This window comes from Jejuibacter sp. L23 (genome assembly GCF_050815825.1).
In the GTDB taxonomy this organism is placed as follows: Bacteria; Pseudomonadota; Gammaproteobacteria; order Enterobacterales; family Enterobacteriaceae; genus Jejubacter; species Jejubacter calystegiae.
The window spans coordinates 4,717,635-4,742,119 of the sequence record NZ_CP138199.1; the positions used below are offsets into that span (position 1 = coordinate 4,717,635).

The 24,485-nt window shown below is 56.8% G+C and carries 21 protein-coding genes; 8 read left to right on the forward strand and 13 right to left on the reverse strand.

Going from position 1 to position 24,485, the window contains the following annotated elements:
- Positions 1-243: 243 nt before the first annotated feature.
- Positions 244-507 carry a peroxide/acid stress response protein YhcN gene (gene yhcN / locus SCU88_RS22480; RefSeq protein ID WP_138094314.1) on the forward strand — a complete coding sequence of 88 codons (264 nt, stop codon included), beginning with the start codon at positions 244-246 and terminating at the stop codon, positions 505-507.
- 53 nt (positions 508-560) lie between these two features.
- On the opposite strand, the gene SCU88_RS22485 is transcribed toward yhcN, so the two are convergent.
- The 5 genes from SCU88_RS22485 to aaeX all read right to left on the reverse strand — a co-directional run bounded on the left by SCU88_RS22485 (position 561) and on the right by aaeX (position 5,557).
- A complete protein-coding gene (locus tag SCU88_RS22485) occupies positions 561-842 on the reverse strand; it encodes a barstar family protein (RefSeq protein ID WP_138094316.1) in 282 nt (93 codons plus the stop codon).
- Positions 843-893: 51 nt separating this feature from the next.
- Positions 894-2,351, reverse strand: coding sequence for a succinate-semialdehyde dehydrogenase (locus tag SCU88_RS22490; protein WP_175340843.1), 1,458 nt, complete (start codon positions 2,349-2,351; stop codon positions 894-896).
- Between the two features lie 89 nt (positions 2,352-2,440).
- A complete protein-coding gene (gene aaeB, locus SCU88_RS22495) occupies positions 2,441-4,408 on the reverse strand; it encodes a p-hydroxybenzoic acid efflux pump subunit AaeB (protein WP_175340844.1) in 1,968 nt (655 codons plus the stop codon).
- 5 nt (positions 4,409-4,413) lie between these two features.
- Positions 4,414-5,346, reverse strand: coding sequence for a p-hydroxybenzoic acid efflux pump subunit AaeA (gene aaeA / locus SCU88_RS22500; protein WP_175340845.1), 933 nt, complete (start codon positions 5,344-5,346; stop codon positions 4,414-4,416).
- Between the two features lie 7 nt (positions 5,347-5,353).
- Positions 5,354-5,557, reverse strand: a complete 204-nt coding sequence (gene aaeX / locus SCU88_RS22505; RefSeq protein ID WP_138094324.1) for a p-hydroxybenzoic acid efflux pump operon protein AaeX — start codon at positions 5,555-5,557, stop codon at positions 5,354-5,356.
- Between the two features lie 179 nt (positions 5,558-5,736).
- Here aaeX and aaeR point away from each other — a divergent pair, with 179 nt between their 5' ends.
- The gene (gene aaeR / locus SCU88_RS22510) at positions 5,737-6,675 is read left to right on the forward strand and encodes an HTH-type transcriptional activator AaeR (RefSeq protein WP_175340846.1); all 939 of its coding nucleotides are present in this window, start codon (positions 5,737-5,739) and stop codon (positions 6,673-6,675) included.
- Between the two features lie 33 nt (positions 6,676-6,708).
- Here aaeR and tldD read toward each other — a convergent pair whose 3' ends face one another.
- The 8 genes from tldD to csrD form a co-directional block, all read right to left on the reverse strand.
- Positions 6,709-8,154 (reverse strand): metalloprotease TldD, encoded by a 1,446-nt coding sequence (tldD, locus tag SCU88_RS22515; RefSeq protein ID WP_175340847.1) that lies wholly within the window; start codon positions 8,152-8,154, stop codon positions 6,709-6,711.
- A gap of 87 nt (positions 8,155-8,241) precedes the next feature.
- Positions 8,242-12,018: an AsmA2 domain-containing protein YhdP gene (gene yhdP, locus SCU88_RS22520; RefSeq protein ID WP_175340848.1), complete on the reverse strand. Its 3,777-nt coding sequence runs from the start codon at positions 12,016-12,018 to the stop codon at positions 8,242-8,244.
- A gap of 52 nt (positions 12,019-12,070) precedes the next feature.
- The gene (rng, locus tag SCU88_RS22525; RefSeq protein ID WP_175340849.1) at positions 12,071-13,540 is read right to left on the reverse strand and encodes a ribonuclease G; all 1,470 of its coding nucleotides are present in this window, start codon (positions 13,538-13,540) and stop codon (positions 12,071-12,073) included.
- Positions 13,530-14,123, reverse strand: a complete 594-nt coding sequence (locus SCU88_RS22530; RefSeq protein WP_138094334.1) for a Maf family protein — start codon at positions 14,121-14,123, stop codon at positions 13,530-13,532. The genes rng and SCU88_RS22530 overlap by 11 nt, the downstream gene beginning before the upstream one ends.
- Positions 14,124-14,132: 9 nt before the next feature.
- Complete coding sequence (mreD, locus tag SCU88_RS22535; protein ID WP_138094336.1) at positions 14,133-14,621, reverse strand: rod shape-determining protein MreD; 489 nt, start codon at positions 14,619-14,621, stop codon at positions 14,133-14,135.
- Positions 14,621-15,712 (reverse strand): rod shape-determining protein MreC, encoded by a 1,092-nt coding sequence (gene mreC / locus SCU88_RS22540; protein WP_175340850.1) that lies wholly within the window; start codon positions 15,710-15,712, stop codon positions 14,621-14,623. The genes mreD and mreC overlap by 1 nt, the downstream gene beginning before the upstream one ends.
- A 58-nt stretch (positions 15,713-15,770) precedes the next feature.
- On the reverse strand, positions 15,771-16,814 hold the full coding sequence (gene mreB / locus SCU88_RS22545) for a rod shape-determining protein MreB (RefSeq protein ID WP_000913396.1): 1,044 nt from the start codon (positions 16,812-16,814) through the stop codon (positions 15,771-15,773).
- A 309-nt stretch (positions 16,815-17,123) separates the two neighbouring features.
- Complete coding sequence (gene csrD, locus SCU88_RS22550; protein WP_175340851.1) at positions 17,124-19,064, reverse strand: RNase E specificity factor CsrD; 1,941 nt, start codon at positions 19,062-19,064, stop codon at positions 17,124-17,126.
- A gap of 222 nt (positions 19,065-19,286) precedes the next feature.
- Between csrD and SCU88_RS22555 the strand changes: the two genes are divergently transcribed.
- The 6 genes from SCU88_RS22555 (at position 19,287) to accC (ending at position 24,475) form a co-directional block, all read left to right on the forward strand.
- Positions 19,287-20,261: an acryloyl-CoA reductase gene (locus tag SCU88_RS22555; RefSeq protein ID WP_175340852.1), complete on the forward strand. Its 975-nt coding sequence runs from the start codon at positions 19,287-19,289 to the stop codon at positions 20,259-20,261.
- Positions 20,262-20,341: 80 nt separating this feature from the next.
- The gene (gene msrP, locus SCU88_RS22560) at positions 20,342-21,343 is read left to right on the forward strand and encodes a protein-methionine-sulfoxide reductase catalytic subunit MsrP (protein WP_175340853.1); all 1,002 of its coding nucleotides are present in this window, start codon (positions 20,342-20,344) and stop codon (positions 21,341-21,343) included.
- Positions 21,344-21,943 (forward strand): protein-methionine-sulfoxide reductase heme-binding subunit MsrQ, encoded by a 600-nt coding sequence (gene msrQ, locus SCU88_RS22565; protein ID WP_175340854.1) that lies wholly within the window; start codon positions 21,344-21,346, stop codon positions 21,941-21,943.
- Between the two features lie 235 nt (positions 21,944-22,178).
- A complete protein-coding gene (gene aroQ, locus SCU88_RS22570) occupies positions 22,179-22,631 on the forward strand; it encodes a type II 3-dehydroquinate dehydratase (protein ID WP_175340855.1) in 453 nt (150 codons plus the stop codon).
- Between the two features lie 22 nt (positions 22,632-22,653).
- The gene (gene accB / locus SCU88_RS22575; protein ID WP_138094351.1) at positions 22,654-23,121 is read left to right on the forward strand and encodes an acetyl-CoA carboxylase biotin carboxyl carrier protein; all 468 of its coding nucleotides are present in this window, start codon (positions 22,654-22,656) and stop codon (positions 23,119-23,121) included.
- 10 nt (positions 23,122-23,131) lie between these two features.
- Positions 23,132-24,475, forward strand: coding sequence for an acetyl-CoA carboxylase biotin carboxylase subunit (accC, locus tag SCU88_RS22580; protein WP_138094353.1), 1,344 nt, complete (start codon positions 23,132-23,134; stop codon positions 24,473-24,475).
- The last annotated feature ends 10 nt before the right edge of the window (positions 24,476-24,485 follow it).

Consider the following 24,485-nt stretch of genomic DNA (forward strand, 5'->3'; position numbering starts at 1 on the left):
TCAAAAGGCACAAAAAATCCATTCCCTGCATCTATATGATTTTCTTATAAAAAAAATAAAATAAAGTGATAAGCATGACGTTTTTATAACTAAATAGACTTAAAACTAGTTTTATTAACATAAAATTTCATTGTTTATAGTTAATCAGGTATTAATTTCATGCGTTATTAGTGTATACTTGATTTTGTGATGAGGGTCACGAAACAAAGGACCCAAACAGAAGAATTCGACGAGGTAAACCTTATGAACATCAAAACTACCGTAGCAACCGTAAGTCTCCTTTCCATGCTGTCATTTGGCGCTTTCGCTGCCAGCTCGATCAACAGCGAACAGGCAGAAGGCCGCCAGCCGATGGGGACCATCTCCGTCAGCCAGATCGGCAGCTCACCGATGGATATGAATAGCGAGCTGAGCAAAAAAGCAGATAAAGAAGGGGCTTCCGCCTATCGCATCATCGAGGCCCGCTCCGGCTCCAGCTGGCACGCCACCGCAGAACTCTACAAATAAACCCTCGTCGTCTTGTCCGACGACTTGCCCCCCAACACTCGGGGGGCTTTTTTTTATGCGCCATCCTGGAACTGATTAAAACGCAATCGCCCTTCCAGCTCTTCTTCCGCTTCATCAAACAGCAAAATCAACGCCCCATAGCGCCTGCGTTCCCGCTCCCCCAGGTGCGTAAACACAATCTCCAGCGGCAAAGGAAGCTCACTCCCCGTCACCACATCCCAGAGCTTATCCAGATTACTGACCCGGCCGTTCTGTAACCCAAACGCCCGGTTGAATTGATAGAAGAAGTCGGCCTGATTGGTTATTTCACTGAAATTAAATGAATAGCGTTTCATTGGTTTGCTACCGCTGTTAACAACGGGGCGGCGGCCACCGCCCCTTATCGATTACGACAAACCGCCCAGATGCAGCGTTTTCACGTCCAGGAACTCTTCCAGGCCCAGCACCGAGCCTTCACGCCCCAGACCCGACTCTTTCACGCCGCCAAACGGACCGAGCTCGGTAGAAACCGCGCACTCGTTAATCCCCACCATACCGCTTTCAAGCGCCGCAGAAACGCGGAATACCCGCTGGAGGTCACGGGTATAGAAGTAGGCGGCAAGACCGTATGGCGTGTTGTTGGCGCGCTGGAGCACCTCCTCTTCAGTGCTGAAGCGAAAGCAGGCGGCGACCGGTCCAAAGGTCTCCTCCTGCGCCAGCAGCATCTCGTCGCAGGCATCCGCCAGTACCGTGGGCTGCCAGAAGTTGCCACTCAGCGCATGGGCGGCACCGCCGGTCAGGATCCGGGCGCCTTTGCCGCGAGCATCTTCCACATGTTCACGCACTTTCTCTACGGCAGCGGGCTCAATAAGCGGCCCCACATTAACGCCCTCTTCCAGACCATCTCCCACTTTCAGGCGACGGACCGCCTCGGCCAACTGGCTGACGAAGCGCTCGTAAACCCCCTCCTGGATGAAGAAACGGTTAACGCTGACGCAGACCTGTCCGGCATTGCGGAATTTGTTGGCGATAGCGCCTTCTACAGCTGCATCAATATCTGCATCATCAAAAACGATGTAAGGCGCGTTGCCGCCCAGCTCCAGCGAGATCTTTTTCACCGTCTCCGCCGCATTACGCATCAGGGTTTTCCCCACGGCAGTAGAGCCGGTAAAGGAGATTTTACGCACGTCGTGACTTGCCATAATGGCATCGCTGATCTCCGGCGTGTTACCCGCCACGGCGTTGAGCACACCATCCGGAATGCCCGCTTTTTGGGCCAGCGCCAGTAAGGCGAACGCACACAGCGGGGTGTTATTCGCGGGCTTAATCACGCCGGTACAGCCAGCAGCCAGCGCCGGACCCAGCTTGCGGGTCAGCATCGCCATAGGGAAATTCCAGGGGGTAATAGCCGCCACCACGCCTACCGGTTCACGGGTCGCCAGGATCCGCGAGCCGGGCTTCACTGACGGGATAATTTCACCGTTAGCTCGCTTCGCCTGTTCGGCAAACCATTGAATAAAGCTGGCAGCGTATTCGACCTCGCCAGCCGCCTCCTTCAGCGGTTTTCCCTGTTCGATGGTCATCAGACGCGCCAGCCACGCTTTATGCTCCAGAATCAGCTGATACCAGCGGTAGAGAAGTTCGCTGCGCGCTTTTGCGGGTTGCGCACGCCAGGCGGGAAAAGCACGGGCCGCCGCCGCGATAGCCGCCTGGGTTTCAGCTTTCCCGGCCCGGGCCACCCTGGCAATAGTCTCGCCGCTGGCGGGATTAAGCACCTCGAAGGTCTCCTCCAGGCTACGCCATTCGCCATTTACCAGGTAGCCGGTTCGAAACAGTTCATGATCCTGCAATTTCTGGTCGCTCATACTCTCTCCTGATATCTCAGTTTCCGTTCGCGGGCATTAAGTATAGAAAAGCCGACGCACAGGCGTCGGCTATTCCCCCGCAGAGAGCATTAATTATCCGTCAGCGCATTCTGATATTTACGCAGGATACCGACCAGACGCCCCACCGGTTCAGTGACCTGAGGCGGAGCTTCCCAGACCCGCAGTTTCTCCTGATAGATATCCAACTCATCCAGCAACTGACTAAAGTGACGGCGCCGCTTGCCATCGCTGGAGGCCGAAATAACCCGATCCGCCGTACGCCTTAACTGGCGGTGGAAGTTAGAGAGATCTTCGTTGATCGGAATGGGGGCATCACGCAGACGCTGGTGCGCAATAATCAGCGTCAGCGCCAGGCGGAATTTGGCGATATCCCCCGGGAATTTGTTGAGCAACAGAAACAGTTGCTGGTAAAGCGCCGGAAGATGATTCTCTTTACGACGCGCCCTGTTGGTGGTCATTGAAGAGACCGCCGCCGACACAAACTGGTTCAGCAACATACGCCCGGTGCGCGCTTTCGAGTTATCGCGGATCACCAGGATGACCATCATCGCCAGAATAACCCCCACCAACTGGCCCAGCGAGCTGTCCAGGAAGGTGTTGAACTCGAAGGTCATCGGGTTATCCAGCACTATAGTGTTAATGGTCCCGGCCAGTAGCGCTATAGAGCCCAGACGCCGTTTTTGCACCTCAATACCGATGAAGAAACCCAACAGCGCCAGACTAATGCAGAGCAGCAGCATGCTTTGCTGCGTCGAAGGGAGCACCACCAGGAAGTAGAAACAGCCCACCGGCAGCGCCGCCACCATGCCGTAGACGAAGTCAAGCGCCATCATACGAGGGTTAGGCATACGCATTGCCAGAGCGGTCACCACCGCAATCATCACCATCGCCGAACTGCCGGAAGTCCAGCCGGTCCACAGCCAGAACAGCGCCCCCACCATGCAGGACACCGTGGTACGCCAGAAGTTAACCATCGCATGATGGCGCTCCGCCGATTCGGGCTTCACGACCGGCTCACCGTTGAGAATCTCTTCTTCTACCGCGCTGATGCGGGTATTACTGATAACGCCGCGCTTAAGCAGCAGATAGCGGGTAGCCGCTCCCACCCAGCTATAGAGCGTGACCGGGGTATCTACCTCGCCGGTCCAGGAGAAAACCCGCCGAATACGTTTCAGGTTGCGGTGCACGTCCGCCACGGTCTCTACCGGTTCGGCAAACAGTTCCCGGTACTCCTGGGGGAAAGCCTCGGGACGGGTATTCTGGATCAGAAAGGTTTCACAGGCCTGCGTGATCATCGTCAGCGATAGGGTATTGATCGCATACAGGCGACGATTGGCCCGCGACCAGCGCGATGATTCAATCTTCAGGTTGCTGCGCATTCCCTGCAGCATGGTGGTGCGTCGTACCAGGTCACTCCAGGCCTTGTCCACTTCATCGCGATCGCCATGCGCCAGGCAGAGCTGCATCAACCGATATTGATCCACCAGCAGGCCATCAAGTTCTCTGTCGATCTCACGCTTGATCGAGCGAGGAGAAAACAGCAGATCGGCCACAATGGCGCAGACGATCCCCAGCACAATTTCACTACATCGTTCGACGGCAAACTGCGGCGCCAGGAGCGGCTCATGTTCAATCGTAATAACAATGATCAGCGCGGTATAGCCGGACAGCCCCCAGGCATAGGAGTTTTCAACCTTCACCAGCGAGGAGATCCAGGTACAGAACCCGGTCCACAGACAGGCCACCATGATCATCACCACCGGCGCGCGAATCAATCCGATGATAATCACCAGCGAGGCGATACAGCCGATAAAGGTACCGACAATACGCAGCATACCGCGGTAACGAATGGCCCCCGAATAGGGTTCGCCACCAGCGGCAAAGGCCGGCCCTGCTGTAACGATGGCCGCCGTCAGTACTGCCCAGCGCGGCGTCTCCAGCTGGAAGTGAAATCCCACGAACAGCGCCAGCACCAGCGCCGTTGCCAGTTTAATGGCGAAGCGCAGATGCACTGGCGCAATGCTATACCATCCCATAACGGTTAACCGAACTCACGCAGCCGGTGTAGCAGCTTCATAAAGGGCGACATCTCATCGGTATTGCGATCTTTTTCGCCCGTCACCACTACCGTTGCCGTGGTTCCGGCAGGCCAGGTGTTTCCAGTCTGTTTATCCAGATGGATACGCACTGGCACGCGCTGAGCCAGACGAACCCACTCAAGGTTAGAGTCGATCGTCGCCATCCCTTTAGTGTCGCTAGTGCTGCTGGCATTGGTCACCCCGGCCGCGACGCTATCCACGGTACCCTTCAGTACATGGTTGCTGCCCAGCGGCGTGATCTCGACCCGATAACCCGGGCGTACACCTTCCAGCTTGGTCTCTTCCATATAGGCCTGAACGTAGAAAGAGTCCTTCTTCACCAGCGCCACGGCGGTGGAACCGGTGGTAATATATTCACCGGCGTAGACATTCAGGTTGGTGATCCAACCGTCGGAGGGCGCACGAATCACGGTGCGATCCAGGTCTATCTTCGCCAGATCGCGAGCCGCTTCCGCCTTGGCCAGCTCGTGCAGCGTCGTTTGCAGGCTGTTGTTGTACTGATCGATATCTTCCTGAGACGTTGCCAGAACCCCCAGCTTGTTACGACGGGCTGCCTCGGTACGTTTCTCTTTAACCAGTGCCTTATAATAGGAGACGTTCGCCTCTGCCTCGTCCAGCGCCTTGGTATAGCGCGGCTGGTCGATCACAAAGATAACCTGCCCTTTCTTCACCAGTTGGTTATCGTGCACCTTTACATCTGTCACCAGACCGCTGACATCAGGGGCCAGGGCCACCACGTCGGCAGAGAAGCGGGCGTCACGGGTCCAGGGCGACTCGGTATAGAAGCTCCAGATACGAAAGATAGCGATGAAAGCCAGAACGACCAGCACCAGCGTAATGGCCGTACGGGCGATATTTCTTGTTAGTGTTTTCACATCAACCTCAGACAAACAGGCGCGAAATCAGCCAGAACAGGCAGCAATATAGCGCGGTGTTAAACAGCGCAGGGTGCCAGACAAAGTCATAGATCCCGGTTGGAACAAGCAGGCGCCTCACCAGCCAGAACAGGGCCAGTGATAACAGCAACTCAAAAAATATCGGTGGGAAGGACAAGCCAAACACCACGATAACCGGAAATAAACTCATGTTAATCCTGGAGACAAAAGCAGATAAATTATTATGTACCACAAACTGCAACAGATTTAATGGCCTGGATGGCCGGGCGAGAGCGCAGCGCAGGTTTTGTTAATAATAATATATTAACGTAACTGTTATGCTGTTATCTATAATCTGTGATCTAAATCACTTTTAAGCCAGAGTGAATAATGGAAAGACTAAAGAGCATGGCGGTTTTTGCCAAAGTGGTGGAGCAGGGCTCTTTCACCTCCGCCGCCAGGCAGTTACAGATGAGCGTTTCCGCCATCAGCCAGACCGTATCTCGCCTGGAAAATGAACTCCAGGTAAAGCTGTTAAACCGCAGTACCCGTAGCATTGGATTGACCGAAGCCGGAAAAATCTACTACCAGGGTTGCCGTAAGATGCTGTACGAAGCCCAGGAGGTACACGAACAACTTTACGCCTTTAACAACACGCCTATCGGTACCTTGCGTATCGGCAGTTCTTCAACCATGGCACAAAATGTCCTGGCGGCGATGACCGCAGAAATGTTGCGGGAGTACCCGGGGCTGACGGTCAACCTGGTGACCGGCATCCCGGCACCGGATTTGATTGCCGACGGTCTGGATCTGGTGATTCGGGTCGGCGCTCTACAGGACTCCAGTCTGTTTTCCCGCAGGCTGGGCAGCATGCCAATGGTGGTATGCGCCGCCAAAAGCTATCTGGCCAGAACCGGCGTACCGGAAAAACCCGCCGATCTCACCAACCACGCCTGGCTGAGCTACAGCGTCCGACCGGATAACGAATTTGAACTGGTGGCGCCGGAAGGGCTCACCATCCGACTACATCCCGAGGGACGCTTTGTGACCAACGATCCCATGACGTTAACGCGCTGGTTGAGCGCCGGTGCCGGTATTGCCTATGTGCCGCTGATGTGGGTAATCGACAGGGTCAACAGCGGTGAACTGGAGATTCTGTTTCCCCGTTACCAGTCCGATCCCCGCCCGGTGTACGCGCTCTATACCGAAAAAGATAAGCTGCCGCTCAAGGTGGAGGTATGTATTAACTATCTGACAGAGTACTTTGTGAAGGTGGCCCAGCTCTACCAGGCGATGCGTGGCCGCAATGGCCATCAGGAAACGCACTAAGTCCGGCGCTGACCAGCGCCGGACGCAGAAAGATCAGGCGGTACCGCCCACGGTCAGGCTGTCCACCTTCAGGGTAGGCTGGCCTACGCCAACCGGCACGCTCTGCCCTTCCTTACCGCACACTCCGACACCGCTATCCAGCGCCAGGTCATTACCGACCATCGAGATCTGCTGCATGGCTTCAATGCCGGAGCCAATCAGGGTCGCCCCTTTAACCGGCGTCGTGATGCGGCCTTTTTCGATAAGGTAAGCCTCGGAGGTCGAGAAAACGAACTTCCCGGAGGTGATATCCACCTGACCGCCGCCGAAATTCGGCGCGTAGATACCGTAGTCCACCGATTCGATAATCTCCTGAGGCGTGGAGCGACCGGCCAGCATATAGGTATTGGTCATACGCGGCATCGGCAGGTGGGCATAGGATTCGCGGCGACCGTTGCCGGTCGGCTGAACGCCCATCAGGCGGGCGTTCAGCTTATCCTGCATATAGCCCTTCAGAACGCCGTTTTCAATCAGCACGTTATACTGTCCGGGAACCCCTTCGTCGTCGATCGCCAGCGAACCACGGCGATCGGCCATAGTGCCATCATCCACTACGGTGCACAGCTCAGAGGCGACCAGCTCCCCCATACGCCCGCTGAATACCGAAGTTTCGCGACGGTTGAAGTCCCCTTCCAGACCGTGCCCTACCGCTTCGTGCAGCAGAACGCCAGGCCAGCCGGCCCCCAGCACCACCGGTAGGGTCCCGGCCGGCGCCGCCACGGCAGAAAGATTCACCAGCGCCATCCGCACCGCTTCTTTAGCCCAGGCTTCGGCCCGAACTTCACCGTCGGTTTCCGCCAGGAACCACTCATAGCCGAAACGACCGCCGCCGCCGCTGGCGCCACGCTCGCGCTTACCATCCTGCTCGACCAGCACGCTAACGGAAAGACGCACCAGCGGGCGTACATCCGCCGCCAGCGTTCCGTCAGTGGCCGCAACCAGAATCAGTTCATAGACCCCGCTCAGGCTGGCGGTCACCTCCTGAACGCGGCTGTCGGCCGCCCGGGCGGTATTATCAACCCGGCGCAAAATATCCAGCTTCTCTTCCCGGGTCAGGCTGGTCAGCGGATCGACTGAGGTATAAAGCGGTGAATGGGCAACCTCGCCAAGGGTATGGGCGCGCCCTTCCCCCTGCTCGCGTACGATGCTGCGAGCCGCCTGGGCGCTCTGCTCCAGGGCCAGCAGGCTAATCTGATCGGCATAGGCAAATCCGGTTTTCTCGCCGCTGATGGCGCGCACGCCAACGCCCTGATCGATATTGTAAGAGCCGTCTTTAATAATGCGGTCTTCAAGTACCCAGGATTCGTGATAACTGGACTGAAAGTAAAGATCGCCGTAGTCGAGACGGCGCTCGGAGAGCTGGCCGAGAATGGAAAACAGATCCTGATGATTCAGGCCATGCGCAGACAGCAATTGCTCACTTACCAGCTTCAGACTCATCGTTTTTGCTACTCATTCAGTTGTTGCCCTGTAACAGGGCTCAGGGTTTATCAGGTGAGCTTGAGGCAATTCCCGGCTCGCGTCAAATCATTGGGCCGGACTGGTCCGCGGCTGGCGCAGCACCTCATTAATTTGCGGTTGATCCACCGGCCCGGAGATCCGGTAGCGCAGCACCGAGATCTTGTTCCACAGCGGACTCAGCACCTGGCTGGCGGCAAACACCGCAGCGCCGACGATGGGGTTAACCGCAAAGGCGGCAGCCACGCCGACAGTGGCGGAAATCTCAGGCGCCACCACCGCTTCCATATCCAGGCGGCGACGAACCAGGTCGACCGAACCTTTCATGGCGATATCCGCTTCCAGACCATCCACCAGCGTATCGTCGGTATGCAGAATGCCGTCTTTAATCCAGGCGGTGCTGCGAATGGAGTCAAAATAGAAACCATCGCCAAAGGTATCACTGAAGTCGAAGCGCAGCTTGCGCAGCAGTGCGTCGAAGCTCAACAGACGTAGTAATTGCCCCGCGTGACCAGTCCCCAGATCGGCGATCTGCCCCTTGCCCAGCCGGGCATGAATAATCCCGTTCAGCGTCGCTTCATCGGGCTGCCAGGGCGCCTTACGCCAGTGCAAATCGTAATCCAGATCAAACGAAGAGCCCTGAACCGGGGTCTTCACACCGAAGAAGCCGGCGGCGGCATCCAACTGCTTGCCTTTCAGCTTGCCCTTCAGGGAGGTCCGCGGCGCGGCGGGGTTATTCACCCACTCACCGTTGGCGGTCAGGCTAGCGAAGCCGGTATCGACCAGCCCCTTGTTCAGCTTCAGGGTATTGCCGCGAATCGCGACATCAGCGTCAATACGGCCGTACTTCTGTCCCCACAGCCAGCATTCAGCACAGCGCAGGTTAAGATCCGGCCAGCCGTTAAAATCGATAGCGGATGCCGTTTCCGGTATGCCACTGGCCCCCGGTTGCCCGCTCTGCATCTGCCCCGGGTTATAGTAGAGGTACTTAATCGCCGCTTCCCAGGGCGCATTATCATGCATCGTCAGGGTTCCGTTGATTTCACGCCCGCTGACGTTAATCCGGGTACCGCCGGAGACCGGCGCCGAAGTCAGGCTCAGGTTGTTCCAGCGCTGGCCCCCCATCATCAATGCTGGTGTACGCAGGGTCACCGCCTGAGGCCACTGCGTTTTACTGCTGACCTCCTGCGCCGCCCCCTGACGGAACAGCGCCAGCCACTCGGCGCCGTCCAGCGCGGGCAGGTTCAGCTCCGCGCCGGGCTGAGCCGGTAGCGGCGGCAGAGTTTTACTGTCGGAGACCCACACGGCACGATCGAGTTCCAGCTTCTTATTCAGCAACCAGCGGCTATTGAAATGGCCGTTGCGACCCAGGCTACCGGTCAGGTCAAAGTGACGCAGATCGCCTTGAGCACTGACTGCTACAGGCAGCGCTTCACCAGCAGGCTTATCCATTGGCGCAGGTAAGCGACTGCTCACTCCTTTCAGATCGCCGTTTAAATCCACCTTGTAACTGGCATCGCCACGGTACGGCAGTTGAATATCCACTTTACCGTGCCAGGGGAAGGTGCCGGACAGCGCGCTATTCACCTGCGGCGGCAGTACGCCCGTCTCCGCAGGCCGCCAGTTCCCCTGCATATTGACGCCCACCTGGTAGCTGTTTTCGCCCTGATGGGTGGAGAAATCCAGATTTAAGGGCTGATTAAACCAGCGCGCGTTCAGCGGACCACTATTCAGGTTGCCGTTCTCGAAGCTGAAGCTGCCGCTCAATCCTTCCAGCGTGCTGTCGATGGGCTTCACAAACAGGGCGTTATTGTTCAGGCGCACGTCGCCTTTGGCTGTGACCATCTCGCCATCCAGCGGGATATCGAGATGTAAGCGGGCATTCACATCGCCGCTAAGCTGGAGTTCGTCAAGGGTCGCCCCCAGGGAATCATGCAGCGGCGTCTCTTTAAAATAAGGCCCCACGGCGCTACCGGGACCATTGATATCCGCATCGATCAGCAGTTTTTCGCGGGCATAGTCGGGAATGGCCGCTTTCAGGTTAGTCGCCGTCACCCCGCCAAGCGCCACCTTCGGGGTCTTCATCCACAACCCGTCGTTAAGGAAGTCGAGCTCGATATCGAGATTTTCCAGAGCTGGCCAGCCCGGCTGGAAGGCGAAAGTGGCGTTACGCAACGGCACCAGCACCTCAAACTGCCCCTCGTTATGTTCATAGGGGAACAGATGGGGATTACCGCCATAGACCAGGGTGGCATTATCAACCTGACCGCCCTGAATCGCACCGCTCAGGTAGTCGACCAGATGTTTGCCCATCAGGTTTTCCGGGAAGTAGCGCCAGGCCTGCCCGCCATCGGGGGTGCGAATTCCGGCGACAATCCCCAGCCAGGGATCGTCGCCTTTGGGCTGACTGTAGCGGAAGTCGCCATTCGCCCACAGGGAGTTGGCCTGCACATCAATGCCGCTCCCCCGCAGGCTGAAGCCCTGTTCATCATGACGCCAGTCCATGGTCGCACTGCCGCGGCTCACCTCCAGCGGCGCCCGAAACACGCCTTCATAAGGCATAATCGCATCATGCAGCCCAACGATAAGCCGACCATTTTCCAGGCTGCCGGTAACGCTGCCTTCCACGTTCTGCGCCCCGGGAATCAGCTTCCACTGTTTCCAGGACAGATCGCGCCAGCGTCCCTGTAAACGGGTCTTTTCCATATGCTGGACGGGAATATCCAGCGCCAGTTTTTCAAACATGCCCTGCGGCTGCATCTGGCGCCAGATGTCGCTGGCCTGCGGGGTAAATTTATCAGCGATTGACAGCAGCGGTCTGACAGAAGCCAGTGCCAGGTTGTCCGCCCGGATCCGTACCTCTTCATCGCGCTGCGCGGTTTTCGGCAGCCAGGCCAGCGCCAGTTCGCCTTTCGGCCAGTGTCGATCGTCAATCGCGATGCGGGTATCAGGGATCGCCAGCTGCCAGCCGCCATCCACCTGACTGATATGGGCGGTCAGATTGTCCACTGTCAGACGATGAGTGCCGCTCTCTCCCGGCCAGGAGGCGCCCCCCTGCTTCAGTCGGACATCGCCGCCGGTAACCTCGCCGCCATCAAGACGCATCCAGCCCTCCAGGCTAAAGCGCGCATCGGTCAGCGCCACTTTCTGATTCATCCAACGGCTGAGCCACGGCTTCACATCGACATTGTCCGCCTGCAGCCAAACGGTCCCGTTATCCAGCAGCCCCTCTTCATCACGCAGATCCATACGCACCTGCACAATGCCGTGCTGATTGTTAAAGCTCGACAGACTTATCTGGCCTTCCGCACGGTGGCGGTTACGGGTGTTAAGCCAGGTCAGTTGGGGAATAGCCAGCTCAGCGCGCTCGCCGGAGGGGGTCAGAAAACTGACGCTGCTGTCGCGCAGATCGAAATGATCGAACTGGTTCAGGAACAGATCGTTCAGGTTATCGGTTTTAACATTATCGCCGTCCCCCCGGCTTAACGGGGTATTGGTGCGAATATGCAGTTGCCAGAAGGTGAGATTGCGGAACTGCCAGCGCAGTCGCAGCAGGCTCTGCCAGACATCTAATGCCAGAGTAACCCGCCGAACCTCCAGGTGACCGCCGTCTTTAAGGCCGACTTTGATATCCCGTGCTTCCAGGGTCGGGCCAAAGTTTTGCCAGCTGGCATTGAGCTGCGAGGCGGAAACGGGCACGCCGCTCACCGCCTCGATTTTCGCCAACAGCGCCGGACGCCAGCTGTCCAGATACGGCAGCGCCAGGCGCAGACCGCTGACCAGCAGCGCGATGATTACAATCAGCGTGGCAGCCGTGAGCATCAAAATGCCCGGCAGTCTCCTCACCCTTCACTCCTTGTCTGCCGCCGCAGCGGAACTCTGTTGCAAATGCGTGGCGCTACATCATGACCACGTCGAACTGCTCCTGGTTATAGAGCGGTTCAACTTTTACGATAACCTGCTTACCGACAAAGATTTCCACCTCCGCCAGCGCATGAGACTCTTCGCTCTTTAGCGTTTCCGCCACCGCAGACGAGGCATAGACCAGGAAACGGTCGGTATCATAGGCATGATAGACGCGCACGATTTCACGCATGATCTCATAGCACACGGTCTCAACGCTTTTCACCGTTCCACGGCCATCGCAGGTCGGGCATTCGTGGCACAGTACGTGCTCCAGGCTTTCGCGGGTACGCTTGCGGGTCATCTCTACCAGCCCCAGCGGTGAGAAGCCGTTAATGCTGGTTTTTACCCGATCCTTACTCAGCGCCTGTTCCAGCGAATGTAGCACCCGGCGCCGGTGATCATCGCTACTCATATCGATAAAGTCGATGATGATAATGCCGCCCAGGTTGCGTAGCCGAAGCTGGCGGGCAATGGCCTGAGTCGCTTCGATATTGGTGTTAAAGATGGTGTCGTCCAGATTGCGATGACCGACAAAGGCGCCGGTATTAATATCGACGGTGGTCATCGCTTCGGTTTGATCAATGATCAGGTAGCCGCCTGATTTCAGCTCCACCTTACGATCCAACGCTCGCTGGATCTCATTTTCCACGTCGAAGAGATCGAAGATCGGCTGGCGACCGCTATAGTGTTCCAGCTTATCGGTCATCTCGGGGATATATTCGGCAGTGAACTCCATCAGCAGTTCCCAGGTGATGCGGGAGTCTACGCGGATCCTGTCCAGCGCGGCATCCGCAAAGTCCCGTAGCACGCGCTGGGCCAGCGCCAGTTCGCCGTAGAGCTTACAGCGGGTATGGTTACGCTTTTTGCGTTCCATCACCTTATTCCACACCCGCTTCAGGTAGGCGGCATCAGAGGCCAGCTCCTTGTCACTGACTCCTTCCGCTGCGGTGCGAATAATAAAGCCCCCCTGCTCGTCACAGTAGTCGCTGACGATCTGCTTCAGGCGTTCGCGTTCTTCTTCGCTTTCAATGCGCTGCGACACCCCCACGTGGGATGCTCCCGGCATAAACACCAGATAGCGGGAAGGCAGGGTAATATCGGTAGTCAGGCGCGCGCCCTTGGTGCCCAGCGGATCCTTGACCACCTGGACCATCAGATCCTGGCCCTGACGCACCAGTTCGGAGATATCACGTACCGTAAAATTTTTTTGTTCATCCCCCGCCACGCATTCGGTGTGGGGCATGATGTCGGAAGCGTGAAGGAACGCAGCCTTCTCAAGACCAATATCTACAAACGCCGCCTGCATACCTGGAAGTACCCGGCTGACGCGACCTTTGTAGATATTCCCTACGATTCCGCGCCGCGCTTCACGCTCTATATGAATTTCCTGAAGAATACCGCCATCAATATAGGCCACCCGCGTCTCCGACGGAGTGACATTTACCAGTAATTCAGCCGTCATGTTGTCCTCGTTCATCACGCAGGGCGTGAAAATTGCTCAGCAACTCCCGTGTTTCCACCAGCGGCAGACCAACGACGGCATAATAACTGCCGTTTATTTTTCTGACGAAACGGCCCCCCGCCCCCTGGATACCGTATCCACCTGCTTTATCCATGGGCTCGCCGCTTGCCACGTAGTCGGCGATATCCTGCCCGGAAAGTGAACAGAAGGTCACATCAGTCACCACCAGACAGTCCAGCATAGCCTGGGAATCCGCCAGCGCAACGGCGGTCATGACCTGGTGGGTCTGACCGGAAAGCTGGCGCAACATCTCGCTGGCATGCTCTGCATCGCGCGGTTTCTCCAGCACTTCGCCGTTTAAGATAACTATGGTATCTGCGCCGAGCACCGGCAAATTTTGCGTAGCCGCAGCAACGCCGGCGCGCGCTTTATCGCGCGCCAGACGCAGAACATATTGCCTCGCCTCTTCGCCAGGACGGCGCACCTCTTCCACCTGGGTAACGATGCGTTCAAAGCTGACGCCCAATTGGGTCAGCAGCTCACGGCGCCGGGGCGACCCCGAGGCGAGATAGAGTTCTGTCATAGGTAACCTTTACTGAACGGAAAACTGCTGGCGAACCTTACGCATTAGCAGAAAAATCCACGGCCAGAGTATCCCGTTGACCAGGCTGCTCCAGAACACTTCCGGTCGAAACGAGACATTGATCACTAAAAATTCTGCCCAAAAGACAATGACATCCACTGCCAGCGACATCACTATCACCACCAGCGCCTGTTGCCAAAGCGCCAGGTTACGCAGTAGTTGAAACTTAAGCGCTACCAGATAGGCGACAATACTGAGCGCCAGTGCCCGTACCCCCAGCGTAGAGCCGCTGATCAGGTCAAGAATAGCCCCCAGTACAAAGCCAAGCCCCACGTTCACCCGGTGGGGCAGCGCCAGAATCCAGTATATAAGGATTAACAGCACCCAGTTGGGGCGGAAGACGATAATCTCATCCGGCCACGGCATCACCTGCAGCAGCAGCGCTATCAGAAAAGATAGCGCAATAACCCAGCGTCCCTGGCTACGGTATCCGGCCACTAGCGGCCTCCCGAAGCCGGGGCGACCGGCGTTGCAGGCTGAGTCGGCACAGAAGGCGCGGGCTGGGTCGCAGGCGCGCCGTTAGCGCCTCCCGGCGGCGGAACCGGCATCGGACGTTGACCGGGCACAGCGGGCTGGATGCCGGTGGCCGGTGCCGGAAGCGGTGCCGGTGGGCCCATCGGCGATGGCAGTACCTGCGGCATCATCTGCATCAGGCGCTCATTCGCCACCCGATGCACATCTTCCGGCGACAGCGGCGAAACACCGTTACGATCGGCGCCCCACAGCAGCAACAGGTAACGCAGACGCTGCAGACCCGCGGTCGGACGAGCCTGAATCACGGTATAAGCGCGCTGGGTATCCACCTTCACCGAAGAGACCACCCCGACAGGGTACCCTTCCGGAAAGCGCCCACCCAGGCCGGAAGTCACCAGCACATCCCCAACCCGGATATCGGTGTTGGCGGGCAGATGCTCCAGTTGCAGATCGTCGGTGCAGCCATTACCGGCAGCGATAACGCGGATGTCGTTACGCAGCACCTGGATCGGCAGCGCGTGGGTCGCGTCGCAAATCAACAATACCCGACTGGTCATCTTAGCAACTGCTACCACCTGGCCGACCACGCCTTTATCGCTGATCACAGGCTGACCTTCGTAGACGCCATTCATGGTGCCTTTATCGATCACCACCTGATCGCTGTACGGATCGTTTACCGTAGAGATCACCTGCGTCACCATCTTCTGCTCATCCTGACGCAATGGCGATCCTAACAGCTCACGCAGACGGGCGTTTTCCTGACGATACTGCCCCATTAACAGCAGTTCGCTGTTTTTTGACAGAAGCTCCTGACGCAGTGCCCGGTTTTCCATTTCCAGACGTTCACGGGAGGTCAAAGACTGAGAAACGCTGTCGAGAAGCGCGCGGGGACCATTAGAAATAAAATAGAAAGGGCTGACGGCCGTGTCCATATACGTTCGGATCTGACTGAACGTACCAAGCCGACTGTCAGCGATAATCACACCGAGCGCCACCACTACCGCCAGGATAAGGCGAATCTGGAGTGACGGGCCACGGCTAAAAATTGGCTTCATAGGCTATGCGTATTCCCGAAATCAGAAGGGGGCCGAAGCCCCCTTCTCTTGCGACGGCTTATTCTTCGCTGAACAAGTCGCCGCCGTGCATGTCGATCATCTCCAGCGCTTTGCCGCCGCCACGGGCGACACAGGTCAGCGGATCTTCAGCAACGACGACAGGAATACCCGTCTCTTCCATCAGCAGACGGTCAAGGTTACGCAGCAGCGCACCACCGCCAGTGAGCACCATACCGCGCTCAGAGATATCGGAAGCCAGCTCCGGCGGGCACTGCTCCAGCGCCACCATCACCGCGCTGACGATGCCGGTCAACGGCTCCTGCAGCGCTTCAAGGATTTCATTGGAGTTCAGCGTAAAGCCACGCGGAACCCCTTCGGCCAGGTTACGGCCGCGGACTTCGATCTCACGCACTTCATCGCCCGGATAGGCGGAGCCGATTTCATGCTTGATGCGCTCAGCCGTGGCTTCGCCGATAAGCGACCCATAGTTGCGGCGCACGTAGTTGATAATCGCTTCATCGAAACGGTCACCGCCAATACGCACGGAAGAGGAGTAAACCACGCCATTCAGAGAGATAACGGCCACTTCAGTAGTACCGCCACCGATATCCACCACCATTGAACCGGTGGCTTCAGAAACCGGCAGACCGGCACCAATAGCAGCCGCCATCGGCTCTTCGATCAGGAAAACTTCACGGGCACCAGCGCCCTGAGCGGATTCACGAATCGCACGACGCTCAACCTGAGTAGCGCCAACCGGAACGCACACCAGCACACGCGGGCTGGGGCGCATAAAACTATTACTGTGCACCTGCTTAATAAAGTGCTGCAGCATTTTTTCGGTAACGAAAAAGTCGGCGATAACACCATCCTTCATAGGACGAATGGCGGCGATGTTGCCTGGTGTACGGCCAAGCATCTGTTTAGCGTCGTGACCCACAGCGGCAACGCTCTTGGGGGAACCGGCACGATCCTGGCGAATGGCAACCACCGAAGGTTCATTCAGTACGATGCCTTGTCCTTTAACATAAATAAGGGTATTCGCGGTACCCAGATCAATGGACAGGTCATTGGAAAACATGCCACGAAATTTTTTCAACATACTAAGGGATAATCCTGAAAGCTGGGGCGGAAAACAAAATCCGCTTACTTTACCAACCACTCGAAGCAGCGACAAGGCGCAAAAAACGTTCTGCCTCGGTGAAAAATAGTACAGCTCGTTTCACTCGTAACAGATTGACACATTTCCCCGTTCTGACCCGGGTAATGTTGATTATTTATTCAATTTTCTGTTACAGCAAAACGAAATAAACTGGTGTTATTACACTGCGACGTTCCAGTCGGCAGACCCCATGGCCCCCTTATGGATGCAGCGCGCAATATTCTACGTGAAAACCGGCTAAACGACAGGCTAAACCGGATATCTACGTGAATATTTTTTCACATTGCTGTCAAGGGGCTCTGAACCGACAAAGAATTCACCCTGTGCGCCACTCACCCCTTTCTCGATCAGCGTCTGCCATTCTCCACGGGTTCGCGTACCGGTAGCAAAAACCATGGTACGCGTTCCCTTGCAGGCTTCCACCAGGCTCTCAACAAACAACTGATTTTCAGTACGCTTGTCAATATTCCTGACCAACCCGGGATACAGTTTGAGAATTTCCGCGTCCAAATCCTGGAGGTAAGTCGTACTTACCACGGTCAATCCCGCCTGCGTAATGGCCACCCGGGCCCCCAGTACTTTAATCAGCCTGACGACCGGCTGTAACCGGCTGATGTGTTGACAAACATCTGCCTCAGCAAGTTCAAAAAGAATTCGATTTCTTATCGATTTTTCACACTGCATCAAAGTATCGCGCAGCCAGCGTTGAAATGGACGGCGCAGCAGCGACTCCACGGTGACCGGAAAAGCCAGGGTCTCTTCCGGCCAGAAACGCAATAGCGGAATCATGCGGGAGATCATCTGGCGGTCATACTGCTCCGCTAAACCAAGCTGCTGAACCACCGGCATATACTCCGCCGACGTCACCTCAGTCTCGCCGTCGAAGATGCGCCCGGCCATTTCCCGGTGATGCACTTCACCACTACGCAGCACTGAAGGTTTCTGATACAGACGCGGCCCGCCGCGACGCAGGGCATCTTCCAGCATAGTACGCCACTTCACATTGCCGCGGCCTTTTTCCGGCAGCTTGTCATCATAGACCGCCCAACTGTTGCTGCCCTGGAGCACGGCATTACGTACCGCCGCTTCGGCATGCTCCATCACCTGTTCCACGCTCTGACCGCCGCGCCAGGCGCAGATACCAATATGCACCATATCCAGGGGATCCAGCATGCGGGTAGGCGGCATCGCATCCACCGATTTCAGCAGCTGGCTGGCAATGCCGTCCGCTTCTTTCAGGGTGCTGTGCGGGAGCAAAACAGCAAAATCATTGTGGAAATAGCGCGCCAGTAACGCGCCGGGGTAACGCATCACAAAAGTGGACAGCAGATTGATCAGGTTATAAAGGTAGTCATCGACGGAGTGACGCTCCCAGGTTTCGCGCAAAATTTCGAAATCCGGCACACGGATCATCATCACCATGCCGTGGGTACCTACCTGTTCATTATCTTCCAGCAACATGGCGAGCTGATTTTCAAAAAACAGGCGATTGCTCAGACCCGTCTGCGCATCCTGAGCCGCATAGGAGCGGATCAGCGTATCCACACGACTGCGCTGCTCGCCAGCGTTGTGCAATTCGCTCAGCAGAACATCCATCGCGCTACTGGTCCGCGGCGGCCACTCATGTAGCGAACCACGCGCGACTTTTCCCCGTTCGCCGTTCAAAATGCGGGTAGCGCGACCTTCCAGCAGCTCCAGACCGGAAAACTGGCGTTTCACCCAACGGGCGCCAAATATCAGCACGATGACCATAAAGGCAATCGCCAGCGAGAGCGGTGTCGTGGTTAGCAGCGAATGGAAGTAATCATCGACGGGATCGCGCCAGGTCAGATGCAGCACCAGGCTGGGGTGCTTCACCAACCGTACCGAGTGATGGCGCAGGCGCACATGCTGCCCGGCGGCCAGATAGCCGGTCGGCAGCTCATGATCCAGTACCTGAAGGCTGCCCGAACTCAGCGTCAGGCGGACAATCTCCAGCGGAACCATCATACCGTTAAGACGATCGTCCAGTTGCTCAGGCGAGCGCACCAGCAGTTCGTTATCTACCAGCGCCACAATTCGGTTCAGACGGTGCTCACCCCGCTCATGAATCGAATGATAAAAACTCCACGAACACCCCAACAGGGTGACCAGAATCGCCAGTCCCGTTAGCAGGGTCATAAAGGTGGAAAATTTCGTCGTTAAGCGCATCCCTGTGTTAACTCCGTCGGATGTACAGAAGCAGCCTGTGGCTTCTCAATGCGGCTTCCGGCTCTATTATATAAGTAAGTACTAACTATCTTGTATGAGACTGCCATTTTACCAGACATGCGGCAGCTTACCTCACCTTTTTATTGCGATAAATCGCCTTCTCTACGGCGTCATGCGAGTATAGTCGCCGGTGCTTATTTTTGAATGACCCGGAGGATTTCGATGCAGGCTCTTATCCTTAATCAACGCGACGGCCAGACCCATGCCGCTGTTGAATCGCTCGACCCGGCGTCCCTGCCCGAAGGCGACGTAACCGTAGAGGTGGATTACTCCAGCCTTAACTATAAAGATGCGCTGGCCATCACTGGCAAAGGGAAAATTGTGCGTCAGTTCCCCATGGTGCCCGGCATCGACTTTGCCGGTCGGGTACAGCACAGTAAGGATCCCCGCTTCCATGTTGGACAGTCCGTTCTCCTCACCGGCTGGGGCGTAGGCGAAGGCCACTGGGGCGGTCTTGCCGGTGCAGCCCGGGTGAAAGGCGATTGGTTGGTTCCCATGCCTGAAGGGCTGGACAGCCGTAAGGCGATGATTATCGGCACCGCAGGCTTCACTGCAATGCTGTGCGTTCTGGCGCTCGAAGACGCAGGCGTTAGGCCCGAACACGGTGAAATACTGGTTACCGGCGCCAGCGGCGGCGTGGGCAGTACCGCCGTGGCCCTGCTTCATCAGCTTGGCTATCAGGTTGTGGCGGTCTCCGGCCGCGAAACCACGCACGACTATCTGCGCAGTCTTGGCGCTCAGCGTATCCTGGCGCGCGCGGAATTCGGCGCCGGACGCCCGCTGGAAAAACAGCTGTGGGCAGGCGCTATCGACACCGTCGGCGGCGAGACGCTGGCGAAAGTGCTTTCTCAGATCCAATACGGCGGTTGCGTGGCGGCCTGCGGCCTGGCGGGAGGATTCACCCTCCCCACCACCGTAATGCCGTTTATTCTGCGCAATGTGCGACTGCAGGGCGTTGACTCAGTGATGACCCCGCCCGCCCGCCGCAGCGAAGCCTGGCAGCGCCTGGCCCGGGATCTTCCCGCCTCATTTTATGCACAGAGCGCTACGGAGATCGGCCTGGACCAGGCCGTGGAGTACGCCGAACGCATCATCAATAACCTGGCCCGGGGCCGCACCCTGGTGAAGGTCGGCTAATCTTCAATTTTTCGTGACATATTCGCATTCGCAATCCGCCTCCGTCATGCTGATGAAAAGGCATGACGGAGGATACATGAATGAAAACCAAAAAGTTGACGGAGGCCGATGTCACGGCAGAGTCTGTCTTTATGTTACAGCGCCGCCAGATTCTGAAGATGTTAGGAATTGGCGCTACCGCGCTCACGCTTACGCCTCCAGCACAGGCCAGCCTGCTCGACTGGTTTAAAGGCAACGATCGTCCCCCCGCTCCCGCAGGCAAAGCGCTGGACTTCAGCAAACCGCCGCAGTGGCAAAGCGGCCTGCCGCTAACCCCGGAAAACAAAGTCACCGGCTACAACAACTTTTATGAATTTGGTCTCGATAAAGCTGACCCGGCCGCCAACGCAGGTGCGATGGCGACCGATCCCTGGACGCTTACTATCGACGGTGAAGTGGCCAAACCGCTCACTCTGGATCACGATGCGCTGACCTCCCGTTTCCCGCTTGCCGAGCGTATCTACCGTATGCGCTGCGTGGAAGCCTGGTCGATGGTCATTCCCTGGATCGGCTTCCCGCTGCATAAGCTCCTGGCCCTGGTGGAGCCCACCAGCCATGCAAAATATGTCGCCTTTCAGACCCTCTATGCGCCGGAGCAGATGCCGGGGCAGAAGGACCGCTTTATCGGCGGCGGGCTGAAGTATCCCTACGTGGAAGGATTACGCCTGGATGAGGCTATGCATCCGCTGACGCTGATGAGCGTAGGCGTTTATGGTAAAGCGTTACCGCCGCAGAACGGCGCGCCGATTAGATTAATCGTTCCCTGGAAGTACGGGTTCAAAGGGATTAAATCCATCGTCCGCATCCGCCTGACCCGTGAACGGCCACCCACCACATGGAATCTGTCGGCCCCGAATGAATATGGCTTTTACGCCAACGTGAATCCGCACGTGGATCATCCGCGCTGGTCCCAGGCCACCGAGCGTGTCATTGGCGCTGGCGGCATTCTCAAGGTCGAACGTCAGCCGACATTGCTGTTCAATGGCTACGCCGACCAGGTCGCCTCGCTATATCGTGGGCTTAACCTTAAGGAGAATTTCTAAGTGCGTATGACAGCGGGCCAAATCACCTGGCTGAAAGTTTTTTTGCATGCGGCAGCGTTAGCTCCATTGCTATGGCTGTTCTGGGCTGGATTTCAGGGCAACCTCAGCGCCGATCCGGCCCGGGATATTCAACACTTTACCGGGCGGACAGCTCTGAAATTATTGTTGGCGACCTTGCTCATCGCCCCGCTGGCGCGCTACGCTAAGCAGCCGCTACTGATGCGCACCCGCCGCTTACTGGGTCTGTGGTGCTTTGCGTGGGCCTCGCTCCATCTGGTCAGCTATGCGCTGCTGGAGCTGGGTATTAACAATCTGGTGTTACTGGGGCAGGAAGTTATCCGTCGTCCGTATCTGACGTTGGGCCTGATCGGCTGGCTAATACTGTTGGCGCTGGCGATAACCTCCACCCGTTCAGCGCAGCGTAAACTGGGCCCCCGTTGGCAAAAACTGCATAACTTCGTCTATCTGGTGGCTATCCTCGCGCCCGTCCACTATCTATGGTCCGTGAAGACGTTGTCACCCCAACCGGTTATCTACGCCCTGTTGGCATTGCTGCTTTTAGCCACCCGATATCGCAAATTCCGCCAGTGGTGGCGCTAGCTCACCATTTCTGTGTCCTTCCCCGCAGAACGCTTTATCAACCGCGATTCTTTGGCGATTGCGGTTGATAATCTTCCCTGATACGACCAGTATTTAGCTGCTAAATGCCACGAAATCATTATAATGTGCCCCCACGATTGCTTCTGATGGCTTTTTAAACACATTCAGGGGTGACAACCACGCATCGAAGGTATATTTTGTAATATCACCGAAAATTGCAGGAGATGGCAGCACAATGGCGGACAAGTTTCAGGTTTTGCTTCTCAACGGGCCTAACCTCAATATGCTCGGCACGCGCGAACCGGAGAAATACGGTAGCCAGACGCTGGCCGAGATTGTTAGCCAGCTGCGCACTCAAGCAAAAGCGCTGAACGTCACGCTGGATCACCTGCAGTCTAACGCTGAGCATGAACTTATCGACCGTATTCATCAGGCTAAAGGTCAGGTTGACTATATCCTGATTAATCCGGCCGCATTCACGCACACCAGCGTAGCATTGCGTGACGCTTTGCTGGCGGTGAGCATCCCATTTATTGAGATTCACCTGAGCAACGTGCATGCGCGCGAGCCATTCCGTCACCACTCGTATCTTTCCGATATCGCCGCTGGCGTTATCTGCGGGCTGGGCGCGGATGGCTACACCTATGCACTCCAGACGGCGGTTAACCGTCTGTCATACACAAACTAAACAAAGAGTACGGAACCCACTCATGGATATTCGTAAGATTAAAAAACTGATTGAGCTGGTTGAAGAATCAGGCATCGCTGAGCTGGAAATTTCTGAAGGCGAAGAGTCTGTACGTATCAGCCGCGCCGTCGCCAACCAGCCCGCACCGGTTATGCAGCAATGGGCCGTTCCTCAGCAGCCGCAGCCGGCACTGTCCAACGCGGTGGCTCCGGCAGCAACACCGGCAATGGAAGCCCCTGCCAGCCCGGAAGTCAGTGGTCACATCGTACGTTCCCCGATGGTCGGGACGTTCTATCGCACCCCGAGTCCGGATGCGAAGGCCTTTGTGGAAGTGGGACAGAAAGTCAATGTAGGCGACACTCTGTGCATCGTTGAAGCAATGAAAATGATGAACCAGATCGAAGCTGATAAAGCTGGCGTGGTGAAAGCCGTTCTGGTGGAAAGTGGCCAACCGGTAGAATTTGACGAGCCGCTGGTCGTCATCGAATAACGAGGCGAACATGCTGGATAAAATTGTTATCGCCAACCGTGGTGAAATCGCCCTGCGAATCCTGCGTGCCTGCAAAGAGCTGGGCATCAAGACCGTCGCCGTGCACTCCACCGCGGATCGCGATCTGAAACACGTACTGCTGGCGGACGAGACTGTCTGTATCGGTCCGGCGCCGTCAGTAAAGAGCTACCTGAATATCCCGGCTATTATCTCCGCGGCAGAAATCACCGGTGCGGTAGCTGTCCACCCGGGATACGGCTTCCTGTCTGAGAACGCTAACTTCGCCGAACAGGTTGAACAGTCCGGCTTTATCTTCATTGGCCCTAAAGCGGAAACCATCCGTCTGATGGGAGACAAAGTCTCCGCCATCAACGCCATGAAGAAAGCGGGCGTTCCTTGCGTTCCGGGTTCCGACGGTCCGCTGGACGATGATATGGACCGTAACCGCGCCATTGCTAAACGCATTGGCTACCCGGTTATCATCAAAGCCTCCGGCGGCGGCGGCGGTCGCGGTATGCGCGTGGTGCGCAGCGACGCCGAACTGGCGCAGTCCATCACCATGACCCGAGCTGAAGCGAAAGCGGCATTCAGCAACGACATGGTCTACATGGAAAAATACCTGGAAAATCCGCGCCATATCGAAATTCAGGTACTGGCTGACGGCCAGGGCGGCGCCATCTATCTGGCAGAGCGCGACTGCTCCATGCAGCGTCGTCACCAGAAAGTGGTGGAAGAAGCGCCGGCGCCGGGCATCACTCCGGAACTGCGTCGCTATATTGGCGAACGCTGCACCAAGGCCTGTGTTGATATCGGCTACCGCGGCGCGGGTACCTTCGAGTTCCTGTTTGAAAACGGCGAGTTCTACTTCATTGAGATGAACACCCGTATTCAGGTAGAGCACCCGGTAACGGAAATGATTACCGGCGTTGACCTGATCAAAGAGCAGCTGCGTATTGCTGCCGGTCAGCCTCTCTCCATCAAACAGGAAGAGGTCATGGTACGCGGCCACGCAGTCGAATGCCGTATCAACGCCGAAGATCCCAACACCTTCCTGCCGAGCCCGGGTAAAATCACCCGTTTCCACGCGCCGGGCGGTTTTGGGGTGCGCTGGGAGTCACATATCTACGCTGGCTATACAGTGCCGCCGTACTATGACTCCATGATCGGTAAGCTTATTTGCTACGGTGAAAACCGCGATGTGGCGATTGCGCGTATGCGTAACGCGCTGCAGGAGCTGATTATCGACGGTATCAAAACCAACGTCGAGCTGCAGATGCGCATCATGAATGACGAAAACTTCCAGCACGGTGGAACTAACATCCACTACCTGGAGAAGAAACTGGGTCTCCAGTAAGTTATCTTCC